At 54.5% G+C, this 14,602-nt stretch carries 9 protein-coding genes; all 9 read right to left on the minus strand.

Annotation, left to right across the window (positions count from 1 at the left end):
* Positions 1-37 precede the first annotated feature (37 nt).
* Positions 38-1,042, minus strand: a complete 1,005-nt coding sequence (locus tag GKC68_RS21900; RefSeq protein ID WP_047714873.1) for a glycosyl hydrolase family 8 — start codon at positions 1,040-1,042, stop codon at positions 38-40.
* A gap of 9 nt (positions 1,043-1,051) precedes the next feature.
* Entirely contained in the window at positions 1,052-1,498 is a 447-nt protein-coding gene (bcsD, locus tag GKC68_RS21905; RefSeq protein ID WP_028725412.1) for a cellulose biosynthesis protein BcsD, read from the minus strand.
* Positions 1,498-5,304 (minus strand): cellulose synthase subunit BcsC-related outer membrane protein, encoded by a 3,807-nt coding sequence (locus GKC68_RS21910; protein ID WP_342656499.1) that lies wholly within the window; start codon positions 5,302-5,304, stop codon positions 1,498-1,500. The genes bcsD and GKC68_RS21910 overlap by 1 nt, the downstream gene beginning before the upstream one ends.
* A gap of 11 nt (positions 5,305-5,315) precedes the next feature.
* On the minus strand, positions 5,316-8,213 hold the full coding sequence (bcsB, locus tag GKC68_RS21915) for a cellulose biosynthesis cyclic di-GMP-binding regulatory protein BcsB (RefSeq protein ID WP_342656500.1): 2,898 nt from the start codon (positions 8,211-8,213) through the stop codon (positions 5,316-5,318).
* Positions 8,210-10,315 (minus strand): UDP-forming cellulose synthase catalytic subunit, encoded by a 2,106-nt coding sequence (gene bcsA / locus GKC68_RS21920; protein ID WP_052177143.1) that lies wholly within the window; start codon positions 10,313-10,315, stop codon positions 8,210-8,212. The genes bcsB and bcsA overlap by 4 nt, the downstream gene beginning before the upstream one ends.
* A 54-nt stretch (positions 10,316-10,369) precedes the next feature.
* Positions 10,370-11,173: a cellulose biosynthesis protein BcsQ gene (bcsQ, locus tag GKC68_RS21925; RefSeq protein WP_013024034.1), complete on the minus strand. Its 804-nt coding sequence runs from the start codon at positions 11,171-11,173 to the stop codon at positions 10,370-10,372.
* A complete protein-coding gene (bcsO, locus tag GKC68_RS21930) occupies positions 11,164-11,751 on the minus strand; it encodes a cellulose biosynthesis protein BcsO (protein WP_028725409.1) in 588 nt (195 codons plus the stop codon). Before bcsO ends, bcsQ begins: the two co-directional genes overlap by 10 nt.
* Positions 11,752-12,594: 843 nt before the next feature.
* The gene (dppF, locus tag GKC68_RS21935) at positions 12,595-13,623 is read right to left on the minus strand and encodes a dipeptide ABC transporter ATP-binding subunit DppF (protein WP_028725408.1); all 1,029 of its coding nucleotides are present in this window, start codon (positions 13,621-13,623) and stop codon (positions 12,595-12,597) included.
* Positions 13,613-14,599 carry a dipeptide ABC transporter ATP-binding protein gene (gene dppD / locus GKC68_RS21940; protein WP_028725407.1) on the minus strand — a complete coding sequence of 329 codons (987 nt, stop codon included), beginning with the start codon at positions 14,597-14,599 and terminating at the stop codon, positions 13,613-13,615. The genes dppF and dppD overlap by 11 nt, the downstream gene beginning before the upstream one ends.
* Positions 14,600-14,602 lie beyond the last annotated feature (3 nt).

Below are 14,602 nucleotides of genomic sequence, written 5' to 3' on the forward strand. Positions count from 1 at the left end.
CAGGGAAGGAATGCTGCCGTCTGTGTTCAGGCCACGATCAGCGCTTTTCCTGATAAGCCATCCAGGTCAGTAACTGCAGGCTGGCAGAAAAGTAGTTCTGCTCAGGAGACAGTTTGTCACTCAGGTAGCCTGTTTCGTTGAGTACCAAATCACGTACCGCCAGCAAGCCGCCTTCCAGATGGTAAGGCGCCGCCGTATTGGCCAGCACATCAAACCAGGCCGGCGTATTCATACGACCATAGCCCTGCCAGAGTCGCTGGAAAGGCCCCAGTGCCAGGCTTTGCGGATCGTACCACCAGATATTCAGCGGCACGCGGATGGCATCGTAACTAAAGCGATTTGAATAACCCACCGCAGGCGCGACGGAGCCGTCGGCGTTCAGCGCGACCCAGTCAAGCGGCAGATCGCTGTTGCCAAAATGCATCTTGCCCAGCAGCGCCATCCCGCCATCAATCAGCTTGTTCCAGACCTGCAAATGGCTGCGCTGGCCGAACTCCTGCCAGGCGACAAAAAGGAAATAAGAGGGATTCAAAACCACATAGCTGTTCTTATTGAATCCCTGGGCACCCGGCATCATTACGGTGTGGCCACCGAAGTTCGTCACATCGAGTTTGACTATCGCACGCTGAATGCGGTCCGATTCCTGCTGATAATCGCTTGCATTCCATTTTTGCGCTGCCCGTTGCAACGCCCATGCAATCAGTACATCGCCATCGGACGCGTTATTTTTATCCGCGACAGGATCCTGTGCATCAGGAATGTAGCGCCAGTAGAACAGATCGTTTTGCGGATTGCGCAGGTTCGTGCGCGTCCACTTCCAGAGTTTATCGAACGTCGCGCGATCGTTATAAGCCACCGCCAGCAACATGCCGTAACCCTGGCCTTCTGTGTGACTGACATTATTATTTGCCGTATCAATAATGCGTCCGTCTGACTGAAGAAAGCGGCTTTTATAGGTATCCCAACCACTTGCCATCGCCTGGGTGCTGAAAAACATCATAAACAAAACCAGAATACCGGACCACACGGGCTTAACTCTCATCAGAGCACCTTATTGATATCGAAAATGCATGGTATGACCATCGTTCAGCTCCAGCACAACCGGCACGGTTTTACTGCCGCCCTGGCCCTGAAGCCAGCCGGAAAACATCCCCGCCAGGATGGCGCTCAATGCCGCCTGCCAGTGAGCGGCCGACTGTGTGCTGTCGCCGACAGGCAGAGCATGATGCTTGATCAACAGGGCGTTTTCCTGCGGCTGTAACTGCACAAATCCCCAACTGAACCGGGCCAGCTGCAGGTTCACTTCTCGTTCAAAATCCTGCACCGTACGCGATTCAGGTAAAGGATAGCGTGTCGCCAGCGATTCGCCCATGCTGTGCAGAAACGCCTCCGCCTGCTCCTGGCCGGCGTTGGCAATCATTCCTTCAACCATTACGCTGACCAGATCAAACCAGCCAGGCTGATACGGGTGGGTCATCCCGCTAAATGCTTCACTCATTACTTCTCTCCGAATAAATAACGGAAATAGAGCTGCGCCGTGCTCTCGTTGTAGTCACCAAAGGTGTCATAACCCAGCTGTCCGCCAATCGTGACATCTTTATCAATTTTGTAATCCGCGCCCGCATGCAGGTTATAACCTACACCGTTTTTACTGTTGCCTTCATAGAAGGCGCTTTTCACATTGCCATTGGCAGCCAACTGCTCCAGCTGCGCCTGACGACCCGCATCGCCCGGGAAATAAGCACTCTTATCCTGACTGTAGCTCTGGTAACCCACTGCGCCGCCAATGTTAACTTTAAGATCGTCAAACGTGCGTGAGAAGTCGACTGGGAAAGAAATCGACGCATAGTCCTGTGGGCTGAAATAACCGCCCTGGCCATAGCTAAAGTAGCTGAGGTTTTTCGAGAAATTCATCCAGGACAGGCTCATGCCGACCTTTAGTTCTCGATCGTCAGCATAGAAAGGACGGACATAAACACCCGCATTGGCTTGCAGATTATTGTTACTGGCCACGTTATTACCCACGTAGCTGTAAGCGCCTGCCCCGACAAATAATCCGGCATCGCCGTTGTCATAACTCAGAAGCGCATTGCCGCCGTTTTTGGTGACGTTACCCCAACGTTTGCCGCTGGACTTGTCTTCCGTGCCAACGTAAGACAGCAGGCTGTCGGTAATAGCCCTGCGCTCACCGGTCAGAATCAGCGTCAGGAAATCCGTGAGTTTAGGCGACCATTGCACCCCTCCCACCAGCGTATTAAGATCCTGGCCCAGTGGCGTGCTGCCCAGATCGACTTTATAGCTGTCGCCCTGAAGGGCAAGATTCAGCTCCACGCCAGATGCGCTTTGCGAATCTGTTGTGGCAGCCGGGACATCGTCGACTTTAGCAAGACCGGCCGCGACCACTTTGCCCTGCTCCAGCGCATTCGTGCCAAAGCGACGCCAGGCATCGCCTGCACCGCTACCCGCCGTGAGTGAAACGGGTGTCATGGTAAAGTTGAAACGCGCATCGCCAAACGGCACGGTAGAGAAGGTCAGCGGTGCTTTGGCTTCCGTTAACTGGCTCAGCCCTGACTCACCGTCACGCCCGCGCACCTGCACGGTGCCCTGCGCCCAGGTGCCGGTCTTTTCCTGCAACGTCTCCATCATGGCGTCAACATCGTGCAGCGTCTGAGCCTGCTGAGAGGAAACCGTATTGGCACCGGCCAGGGTGCCCTCCTGCGTGCCCTCTGCGGATACCGGCGCAACCTGCCACGGCAGCACGGTGCCATAGCTGGACGGCGTGCGCCCCACGGGCGAGGTACTGCGATTGATAAAGGGATTGTCGGCCAGGGCCAGTCCGCCAATGTTCGGCGTGGAACCGGGCTGTGCGCCTTGCAAACCAATAATCTGACCGCGTGCCGAGCGTAGATAGCGCATGGCCTGCATGTGATCGCCATTGGCCTCGGCGACCCGCGCCAGGAGCAACTGACGCTGTGGCGTCTGGCTTGACGTCAGTCCTTTTGCCAGTTCATTGGCACGCTGCACGTTATTTTGTGCCAGCGCGACATTGATTGCGCCAACGCGCGCATCCTGGGATGGCGTATCCTGGGTCATCAAATAGTCGTAGACGACGCCCGCGTCTTTATTCATTTTGCCGTCCTGATACAGACGGGCCATGGCGAACATCAAATCACGGTTCTGCGGATCGCGCTGCAGTGCACCAATCAGCTTATCGTAGGCAGCCGCATACTGCTTCTGCTGTCGCAGCCGATCAACGTCGTTAATCAGGTAACCTTCACGTATCTCTGCCAGCTGCTTTGGTGTACTGCGTGCCTGCAGCTCGGGCAGGCTAAGAAAACGTTGTGCCTCATTGTCCAGCCCGGCCTGATTCAGTACGGCTATCTGAGCGGCATAATCTCCGGCATTTCCCTGAACACCGCGCTGCATATTTCCGCGAACCACCGCCACGGCAGTGTTGATATCGCCGGCCTTGGCCAACTTTTGTGCCAGGTTCCCGGCATCAACAGGATTATCAGGCGGATTCACCGCCAGCGCTTTCAGCGTGTTTGCCGCTGCGGCATTCGATCCTTGCGCCAGATACTGATCGGCCGTGGCCATTTGCAAATTGAAATTCACACGCTGTGCCAGTTCCCGCATATCACGGTTTTGCTCGCGGGCAGGGATACCCGCCAACAGCGAACTTGCCTGCTGCCAGGCGCCACTCTCACTGGCGTTGATAGCGCCCGCATAGCGTTCCGTGGTGCTGGCACCACTCCGCATCACCGGCTGCATGACGCCCGCCGCCAGCAGGGTATTCCCTTGCTGACGGTAAAGGCGGGCGAGGTCGAGACGTAACCAGCCATCCTGCGGATAACGCTGGATACCTTGCTGCAGGGTAGCAATAGCGGCATTCATATTGCCTGCCGCGGCCTGACGTTTCGCCTGCTGGCGAATCGGATCAACGCTGCTGCCTCGCGGCGCCACACTTTGCCTGACGCTTTCCGGCAATGAGGCCAGTAACGTATTGGCTTCAGCGCTGCGGTTCTGCTGACGCAGCACGTAGAACAATCCTTCGCGTGCGCTCCGGTTATCGGGATCGGTTTTCAGAATCGCGCGATAAGCCTGCTCTGCCTGATCGGGCTGATTACTGCGGCGCAAAATATCGGCACGGAATAAGCTGGCCGCAACGCCCTTCTCACCTTCTGCATGCGTTAGCGGTTCGCTCAGCGCCAGTGCCTGCGCGCTGTCGCCATTTTTAAAGGCCTGCTGGGCGCTGGCTAACTGCGCATAAAAACGCGCATCAGCAGCCTGCTTCTGGCGATCGGCGCTTTGATCGCCACCCAGTTGCGCCGCGCGCTGCAGATAATCCGCTGCGTCCTGATAACGGCCTTCTCGTTGCGCGACGTATCCCATCCCGGCCAGCGCATCCGCATCCTGCGGGTTAGCCTGTAACACTTTGCCGAAATTGCTTTCCGCCGTGTTGACGTCGCCGCTGTTAAGCGCGCTAAATCCTGCGCCTTTTTCGGCTCCGCCCACGTTCTTGCGGTAATAGTCCATTACCGCATTATCCTGGGGATGCCGCTGCTGCCAGGTTTGATAGAGCGAGGCATCCGATGCCTGTGGACCCAGCCACAACAGCGCCTGACGAAGAGAACGATCGGCATCCTGATTGCCACTTGCCAGCGTACTCAGCAAGTCAATGCCTTCACGTCGGGTCGAGTCCTGATAAGTCAGCGCCTTGCCCAACGCCAGTTTGGCTCCCGTATCCTGAGGATGCTGGGCTGAAAACTCGCGCAACGCTTCAATGGCCTGTGGCAGCAACGTGCGATCGCCGGCCATGGTCAGATAATATTCGGCAGCCACGCTGGCGGGCGGTTCGTTGCCGCTAAAGGTATTGCGCCAGGTCTGCAAGGCCGCCGCAATATTTCCGCTTCTGGCCTGCTGACGGGCCAGCGAGAGTTGCGCCTGGGGAATTGTCTGCAACTGACGGGCATTATCCAGTTCAGCAAGGTGCGGATCGTCAGGTGAAACCTGACTGAGACGCGTGCGATACTGCATGGCTCCTGCGTTGTCACCGCTTTGTTGCGAATAGAGCGCCAGCAGATAAAGCGCCTGAGTATTGTTGGGCTCAACCATGAGCACTTTTTGCAGTGACGCTTTTGCCAGGTCGTCATGAGCCTTTTGATGCCAGTAGGCCGCCTGATCAAAGAGCGCCTGCAAGGCCGGGTTGCTGCTCTCCGCCGCCTGCAATGGCAAAGACAGCGAGAGCGCCCCGCCCAGTAACAACGCACGACAGATACCGGCACTGATTTGGTTTTTATTCATTATTATGACCCTTACTTCTTACCGGCATCGCGATCGTGTTTTGACTGAAGACGCCGCGACGCATGTCGTTTTAGCATCACCCACGCTGCACTCCCTACGATGGAGGAGAACAGCAGTGCAGCCAACGCCATCAATACCGAATGCTGATTCGCGTACCACACCACCATCATGTACCACGGCATCTCGCCGCTGGGGAACTGCGGCCCCACACGGAAACTCCGGATACCGTTCTCATCGGTGATAATCGCCGTATCGCCGCGTACCGCCGCGTTGATGCGGGCCGAGCCTAGATCACCATGCAACCGCAGCAGTTGATCGTCGCTGGTCGCCACAGCCATGACCACCAGACGATCCGGATTCCACATTGAGCGGTAGCTCAGAAACCCACGCCAGGACTCATTTGAAGAGAAGTAGCGATCGGCATCCAGCGGCTGGCGATACCAGTCGCCCACCAGCCAGCTACGTAATTTTTCGAGCGCAGACGGCTCTTTAACCCCTAGCGCACTGCCGTTGGCCTCGTACGGGGAGTTCGCCAGCATCGCCTGGTTAAACGCACTGTTGCCCGTCGTGCTCACTGCCAGTATGTCACTTTGCTGGACGCGAGCCAGGTTATTGCCGCCGACTGGCAGACCAAACAGAACCTGATTTTGTGCCAGCGCCACGCCGGTGGCATTTCCTGCCCTGGCGGACAGGTTTAACAGTGTTGAGATCTCCGCATCGCTTGGATTTTCAGGCAACAGCAGCGTGGTCTGCGAAAAGTCAGCCAGCCGGGAAAACGGGAAAGAGGCACCAATAAAATAGGAGAGATTAGGCAGCATACTGAAATGCCGCGTGTGGCTGAGATCAATCCAGGAATCGTCTTCGATTCGACTTTTGATATTGTTGTTCAGCAAAACGCCGCAGGGCGCATCGGCTTTAGGCTTGATGTTAAAATAAAGCGCCAACTGGTTGTCGCCATAAATCAAATAGGGATCGAGGTTAATCTGGTAATGTTCCTGACGCGCATCTCCCCCTAAGCGATGCCAGGCGCTTTCAAGTAAGCCCACTTTATTCACCGTCAGATTGCGTAAAAACGTGCCGTTCAACGTGACGTTAAGCAGCGAGTTTTTCTCGTCAATCCAGTTTTCAGACGGGAAACGGTAGTGCAAATAGAGTGGGACCGTATCGCCATCCCAGAGGAACAGGTCGGGTGCAGCCCGGAAATTCACCCGCATCGCATCGTGCCAGATGCCGGTCGCCGTCAGGCTTTGATCTTTACGCAGCAGTTCACTCAATCGCACGGGATGCGCCGTATTGATCCAGTGCGGCGCATCGTAAGGAGTGCGCAGGACAATGGACTGCGGTTTGACCTGCATGCTGTTGCTGTCGGTCGCCAGTGGCTGGGTGGTCAAACGATAAGCGGCCTGGCGCAGCTGACTTTCATCTTCTCCACTGACCAGCAGGAGCTTGTAAACCGGATTACCCGGATTATCGACCATCTGCAGGGATGGACCATGACTGGCTGGAAAGGTTAACGTACCGATCCTGTCACCAGGATGACCAAACAGGATGCCGTTTTTTTCCGGCAGATTACCGCGCACCACAGGAAAATGGATGCCACGATAATCACTCTGAATACCCAACCAGGAGGCCACCAGCACCGCCGCAGTCACCGTATCCGGCGTGACATTGTCGGCAAAGCTAAACGTCACGTCAGCCGCAGTCATACGCTGAGGATCGATAAATGGACGCGGGAAATTACGCAGGCTGGTGCCAATATTTAACTGCTGGCCTTCAAGGCTCAGCATCGTTTTAGGCAGAATAGTGACCTGGTACTGCTCTGCGCTGTCTTTTTCACACAGCAGCTTGTCCGCGTCGTTAATTTTGAAACTCAAATTGTTACTGGACACAATCATCGCTGCCGGAATATCCAGCTGATAATCGCTTTCATCGCTGTCACCCGACCCCAGCGGCAGCGTGCCAAGCGGCTGTCCGTTTAACATCAGCTGCAATGAGGTATTGCGCGCGGCAAGCGCCTGTGAAACGCGCAGGGACAGGTTGAGACGCGCGTTGGTCACCACCTCGTCGCCCGGTAACGTAAAAATGATGCCTGACTGCAGTTGTCCGCCGGTCAGCGTAATGCCCTGACGTTGTCCCATCTGTGCCACGTTTAGCGTGCTGCTCACCGGCTGGTTGAGCATGCTGCTGACCATTGAGGTTGTGTCGACGGATGAAGCGGTCTGGCCTGGTCTGTAGGGCGCTTCGCCTGCGGCGGCTTCCAGGCCCGTTTCCGCATTACCGAGGCCGGCTGGCGGTGGCACGTTGGATAACGCGCTGCTGTCCTGAGTGACGGGCGAAGCGCTGCTGGCAGGCTGTGCATCCGCCGGAGCGGGAGCCTTTTCTCCGATCTGTGTGGCCGAATCGGCAACGGCGGCACCCTTAACGGGTGCCGTCGGGCTGGCAGATACCGTACTGTTATCAGGCGCGCCAGTCGCAACACTCGATGCCGGACGGTTATCCGCCGCACTGCTGTCCGCAGGCGAGACCTGGCTGCTAAGCGAAGGGTCGCTGCCCGGGGCCGCGCTGTTATTCGGTGCCGCATTGTGAACCGACGCGGCACTGTTATTTGGCACCGCACTGTTATTCGGTACCGCACTGTTGGTCGGCGCCGCACTGTTATTGGGTGCCGCACTGTTGGTCGGCGCCGCGCTGTTATTGGGTGCCGGACTGCTGGTCGGCGCCGCGCTGTTATTGGGTGCTGCGCTGTTATTCGGGACCGCACTATTGGTCGGCGCCGCGCTGTTATTGGGTGCCGCACTGCTGGTCGGCATCACGCTGTTGTCTGCAAGGGGCGTTTCAGCCGAGGCCGGAATGACCCACAGCACCGCCGAGAGGGAACCGGCCAGCATCGACTGTATCAAGATCCTCATACTGCGCTGTCCTCTTTCGCCGCAACGTCTGAGCCGCTCTTACGTTTCTCACGACGATCTCGCCAGGTCAGCCAGAACAGTTCGAAAACCGTTCGAATGATGGTGCCCAGAGAGGTTAACGGATTGTCCTGCTTATATTCAGGCTGGATCCACGCATCGGCACGTGCCAGTACCACGCGCACCAGTTCGCGGCGACGTGCCAACGGCATGGCACCAAAGCTCAGACGAATGCTTTCTTCATCGCCCGATATTTTGGTCGCCGGGATGGTAATAGTGCCTGACTTCAGTATCAGATCGATCTCTTCAATCGTATCGTGCTCATGACGATTATCTGGCGCATCCAGATTCGCGCCGCCCATCGACAGATCGCTGGTCATCGTGCGGGATGAAATGCCGCTGGCATAGTGGATAATGGCCGGAATCTGTACCTCAATACGAATCGTTTTTCGTACCTGCTTGGTTTCGCGTGCCACAGCAATGGCTGCCATCAAAATAATTAAGCTAAAGACTGCCCACCCGACGTTGAGCGCAATCACGTAGGGATCCACGCCAAAATAGTCATGCATGGTGGCGCGCACAATGCCCGCCACAATGCCGACGCTGAGCAGAAAGGCCACGATGACGTGAGGACGAACAATATGGAAATCAAAGAACCCCTGGTCCAGTACGCCGCCCTTATCCGTCACGTTAAATTTTCCGTGTTTGGGTGAAAGCAATGTGAGGATAGTGGGGATGACCAGATGAAAGCACATAACCGTTTCATAGATTTCACCCCAGAAGGTGTAGCGGAAACGGCCATTCATGCGTGAGTTAACATACAAGGAGAGGACAAGATGCGGCAAAACGTAGGCGAAAATCAGCGACGCCGACGAATGGATGATATTTAGATTAAACAGCAGATAGGCAAGCGGCGCGGTCAGGAAGGCTACTCGCGGCAGACCAAACTGGAAATGCAACATGGCATTCAGGTAGCACAGCCGCTGTTGCCATTTTAAACCACGGCCGAACAGCGGATTATCCACGCGAAAAATTTGCGTCATACCACGGGCCCAGCGCGTACGTTGAATGACGTGCAGCCCGAGGCGCTCGGTCGCCAGGCCAGCAGCCAGTGGAATCGCCAGAAACGCCGATCCCCACCCCAGACGCTGCATTTTCAGCGCGGTGTGCGCATCTTCAGTGACCGTTTCTACTGCGAAGCCGCCGATCTCTTCCAGGGCTGAACGACGAATTACGGCACAGGAACCACAGAAGAAGGTCGCGTTCCAGTTGTCGTTACCCTGCTGAACCGGACCATAGAACAGCGATCCCTCATTAGGAATACTGCGAGCGGCACTCAGGTTGCGCTCAAACGGATCTGGCGAGTAAAAGTAGTGAGGCGTCTGCAGCAGTGCCAGCTTAGGATCTTTCAAAAACGGCCCCACCGTTGCCTGCAGGAAAGTCCGGGTGGCGACGTGGTCACAGTCAAAGACGCAAATCAGCTCGCCTTTGGTAATCTTCATCGCGTGATTAAGATTACCCGCTTTGGCATGGCTGTTATCATCACGAGTAATGTAGCCCACTCCCACATCGGCAGCGAAAACGGCAAATTCTCTGCGTTTACCATCATCAAGCAGGTAAACCTTAATTTTGTCGCGTGGATAGTCGATGCACTGAGCAGCCAGAACCGTGTCGCGCACCACGTCGAGGCTTTCATTATATGTCGGGATGTAGACATCGACCGTTGGCCATAAGTGGGTGTCTTCTGGCAAGGGTTCAATAGTACGTTTCAATGGCCATGTGGTTTGCAGGAAACCCAGGATCAAAATCAGCCAGACGTACAGCTCAGCAATATATAAGCCGATGCCAAGTATCGCTTCGATTTCAGAATTAAAATGCAGGGTTTCCGTTGTTCGCCACCATATATATCGGGACGACATCAGGGCGGAAAGAATAACCATAACGACCGTTATTTTACGGCTTTTACTGACACCCAATAAAAACACCATACCGATGCTTATCAAGCCAAAAATATACTGCTTTTGGCTATCCATTGGCGTGATAATGATCACCGCAGCAACAGGTGCAAGCACCAGTAGCAGCAGGTAAAACCCGATTTTACCCATGTTCCATCCTGAAAGAGCTGTTTTTTTAAACCTGGCCTGACCAGGTCATTACATTTAATAGTTGCTGGTGTGAATCTGTGCCTGAACTTCGCCATTCCCTACATTGACATTCAGAATACTGGCGACGCGTTTAGCGATCAGTTCAATATCAAAGGCAGCGGCGGATGACGGGCTGAAATCATAAACAGATTGCTGGGAGGCATTCGCTTCACCCACACTTTCATCGCGATGAATCTGGCCTAAAAGATTATCGCCAAGACGTTGCTGAATAAAAGCCGTCACGTCACGATTAATATTCCGGCGATTGTCACACTGATTCAGAACAAAATAATGTCCGTGTTTACTGTTCAGCGGCTGACCAATCAGGCGATTTTCTTCAATATGCGGTAATAACGATACTGAGGCGGTATCGGCTAACATCACGACCAGATGCATATCGGCTAAGGTCTTTATCGCTTTAAGCGCAGGGCCGGGGCCAGGCGGAAAATCCGCGACCATGACCAGGCCGGGATAGTTCAGTAAAGTGTCGAGGCCGCGCTTAATGAAGTGAGGATCTTTGGTCAGGTTTTCTTCGAAACGTTCGCGCTGGGATTCGGTCACATTGCCGTAGGGCAGGACAAAAATATTTCCGCCGGTCGTCAGAATAGACTGGCTCCAGTCCGCCTGTTCCTCGGAGCGCGCAACAAAGCCACGTCCATCGTGCAGCGGCACGCCAAAATGAAGGCGCAGGGCGTTCTGAACATCAAAATCGATTGCTAACACTTTGCTACCTGAACGGGCCAGACTCCAGGCCAGATTCGCTGCCAACGTCGTTTTCCCCACCCCACCTTTGGGCGAGCACACACAAACTAACGGCATAAGGCAATCTTCTCCAGTAGCGGTTTTAATAACGTTTCTTTTGGTAAATTTTCTGACCCACTGCTGCGCGCGCGGAAGAGCCCGCTAAAACGGCTATGGTCTGTGGCAGGAACGTCAGTATTCGGCTGCGCCGTTACCTGCGGTATCCGCGTTTCTTTCTCAGTCACGGGCGAAACCCTCGCCGTTTCCTGTGCAACAGATTGCGCGGAGGGAGCCGGAAACAGAGGTGAGGCAGAAGAAGGGGCAACGGGCGCCACCACCTCAACATCGGGTTCACTATTGGTCAGGCTATTCATAATAGAATGCGAAGACACAGCAGCAGGCGGCGTGACAGGCTGAGAACGTTCCGTCACCTCAGGCGTGCTGAATTCGTCACCCTGAATCGGCTGGGGCTGAGGCAGATCAATACGTTGTCCCCCACTAAAAGGCATGTGCTGGTCTTCGCTCGCCAGTTGACGAATGAGAGACCATTTACTTTTATCCGCCGCTTCCTGCGATTGGCCTGACATATCCTGAAAGGCGATGTCGAGCGTTTTTGTCTTTTCCTTAAAACGCTGCAAGTCGTCGTAATTTTTCATAGACCCTGGCCTACAACTAAGGGGGGATTTTTCCAGGAATATATCATAATAATTTAAACACAGTGAGATAATTCTGATTACAAAACCGACGAATTCAATAAGAAAGCTTAATGCTAATCACTACTCTTTAGCAAAAAATGAGTACTATTTCACATATATCCGTCAAAATTGTTGAGACCATCTTAAGTTAAATATTTTCACAGTTGATTAATATCTTAGCAATCGCTGACATCAGGATAGCTGCTTTTCCAACCCTTTGTATTTCTGAGCAAAAAAAATTCATTCGATTCGGCATGTTACCGGCGAGTGTAGCTTTACCCCTGGCCGGATTCCGTGTTTTCAAATTACAGCGGGTAAAGTATTACCCGGCTAACTATTGCTAATTAGAAACCGATCGCTGTTGAAATCATTATTTTTTACGACATTTCCCTCAGTAGTCGATTTGTTTAATCCATCGATGAAGCAAAAAAATAAAGCGCCTTCATCCTGCCACAGTAGCGCGCCAGCACTGAAAACGCCCCTGTTCATGTCGCTAATGTATCAATTAGGTTGAAGACCTCTCGTTTGACCTCATCACGACCCGCTAATGATTGTGCCGGTGCGAAAAGATGATGCTGATGAACAGAACAGGCTTCGGACGCGCAGCAGCAGCGCCCAGACGGGACGTTTTACCGGCAGGATGTGGCACGGAATGTGGAACGCACATCGCACGTTGCTGGACTTTCACAGGCGAAGGGGAATGAAACCGTTGTGACGTTAAACGGACTGAATAACGACATGAACGTACGGCGGTGATGGCGGGCTCCCTGTGGTTAACCCCACAAGGATTCCGCCTGTCACTGATTAAGGCTGGCTGGCAGACTCGACCGATGCCGTTAGCTGGTTTTCATCCTGGTCAACCGCAAAGCAGGCTATCTGTTGGTCGCCATACTGCTTGAGTTGGGGCTGCAGCTGAACACAGGTGCCAAAACGACGCCGGCAGCGGGCATTAAATGCGCAGCCGGGCGGTGGATTCAGCGGGCTGGGGAGTTCCCCGGTCAGCTTAATACGTTCACGACGCTCATCAGGATTGAGTCGCGGCGTGGCAGAAAGTAGCGCCTGAGTGTAAGGATGGCGTGGATTGGCAAAAATCGCCTCTTTGCTGCCCTTTTCCACGCAGCGTCCCAGGTACATCACCATCACGTCATCTGCGATATGCTCGACCACGGATAAATCGTGAGAAATGAACACATAGGACAGCCCCATCTCTTGCTGCAGATCCATCATCAGATTAAGCACCTGTGCCCGCACGGACACGTCCAGTGCTGAAACCGGCTCGTCAGCAATCAGCACGTCTGGCTCAAGCATCAGGCCACGGGCAATGGCAATACGCTGACGTTGGCCACCCGAAAACATATGGGGATAACGATCGTAATGCTCGGTTTTTAATCCGACCTTAGCCATCATCTCCAGCGTTTTCTCGCGACGTTCCGCTTTTGTCAGCGCGGTGTTAATGACCAGCGGCTCTTCCAGTATCTGACTGACTTTTTTGCGCGGATTCAGCGAACCATAGGGGTTTTGAAACACGATCTGAATTTTCTGCCGACGCAGCTTCTGCGCCTGCGGATCGTGTTTTAACAAATCCTGACCGTGCCAGTACAGTTGCCCTTCTGTCGGCGTTTCAATCATGGTCAGTAAACGGCCCAACGTGGATTTGCCACAGCCAGACTCTCCGACAACCGCCAGCGTTTTACCGCGCTCCAGATTAAAAGAGACGCCATCCAGCGCTTTAACCAGGCGTTCCTGACCAAACAATCCTTTCTTCACCGGATAGTGTTTTTTCAGGTCGACAGCCTGCAGCAGATACTCGTGCTTTGTATTATCAGGACTCATAAGTTGGTCTCCCGGCATCGTCCAGCGGATAGTGACATTTGGACTGACGTCCCGGAATCGTCCGCAGTTCAGGTTCTTCTTTACGGCAGCGGTCATTGGCATAAGGGCAGCGCGGATTCAGCAGACAGCCCATCGGACGATCGTATTTTCCAGGCACGACGCCGGGTAACGAGGCCAGCCGTGCTTTGTCCGCCGCGAATTCCGGTAACGCCCTGAGCAGTGCCTGGGTGTAAGGATGACGCGGCGCTTTAAAGATATCCGTCGCTTTGCCGCTTTCCACCACCTGTCCGGCATACATCACAATAATATGGTGTGCGGCTTCCGCCACCAGCGCCAGATCGTGAGTGATCAGGATCAGCGCCATGTTTTCCTGCTTTTGCAGATCCAGCAGCAGTTCGATGATCTGCGCCTGAATCGTCACGTCCAGCGCGGTGGTGGGTTCGTCAGCAATCAGCAGCTTTGGACGACAGGCGATAGCCATGGCGATCATCACACGCTGGCTCATCCCGCCCGAAAGCTGATGAGGATAAACATCCAGACGCGAAGCGGGGTCGGGAATCCCGACCTGATTCAGGAGGTCAATTGCGCGCTGCCGGCGGGTGCTTTTATTACCGCCCTGATGCACCTTGATGGCTTCCATGATCTGGTAGCCCACGGTATAGCAGGGATTCAGGCTGGTCATCGGGTCCTGAAAAATCATTGCAACTTCGGCACCCACTAGCTGACGACGCTCTTTTTCAGAAATCCGCTTCAGATCGCGTTGATTGAACTCGAGTTTTTCCGCCATGACTTTGCCGGGAAAGTCGATTAATCCCATGATGGCCAAAGAACTCACGGATTTACCCGAGCCGGATTCGCCAACAATGCCGACCACCTGGCCTTGCTCAACCTGGTAGCTGATGCGATCCACTGCCCGGAACGGTGCCTTATCGTCGCCGAAATGCACCGATAATTTATCTACATTTAATAATGCCATCTC

This window comes from Pantoea sp. RSPAM1 (genome assembly GCF_038816185.1).
In the GTDB taxonomy this organism is placed as follows: Bacteria; Pseudomonadota; Gammaproteobacteria; order Enterobacterales; family Enterobacteriaceae; genus Pantoea; species Pantoea ananatis.

Bases quoted from the DNA above. Each gene is read 5' to 3' on its own strand.
- GKC68_RS21900 (WP_047714873.1), bottom strand. From the start codon at position 1,042: ATGAGAGTTAAGCCCGTGTGGTCCGGTATTCTGGTTTTGTTTATGATG.
- bcsD (WP_028725412.1), bottom strand. From the start codon at position 1,498: ATGAGTGAAGCATTTAGCGGGATGACCCACCCGTATCAGCCTGGCTGG.
- GKC68_RS21910 (WP_342656499.1), bottom strand. From the start codon at position 5,304: ATGAATAAAAACCAAATCAGTGCCGGTATCTGTCGTGCGTTGTTACTG.
- bcsB (WP_342656500.1), bottom strand. From the start codon at position 8,213: ATGAGGATCTTGATACAGTCGATGCTGGCCGGTTCCCTCTCGGCGGTG.
- bcsA (WP_052177143.1), bottom strand. From the start codon at position 10,315: ATGGGTAAAATCGGGTTTTACCTGCTGCTACTGGTGCTTGCACCTGTT.
- bcsQ (WP_013024034.1), bottom strand. From the start codon at position 11,173: ATGCCGTTAGTTTGTGTGTGCTCGCCCAAAGGTGGGGTGGGGAAAACG.
- bcsO (WP_028725409.1), bottom strand. From the start codon at position 11,751: ATGAAAAATTACGACGACTTGCAGCGTTTTAAGGAAAAGACAAAAACG.
- dppF (WP_028725408.1), bottom strand. From the start codon at position 13,623: ATGAGTCCTGATAATACAAAGCACGAGTATCTGCTGCAGGCTGTCGAC.
- dppD (WP_028725407.1), bottom strand. From the start codon at position 14,599: ATGGCATTATTAAATGTAGATAAATTATCGGTGCATTTCGGCGACGAT.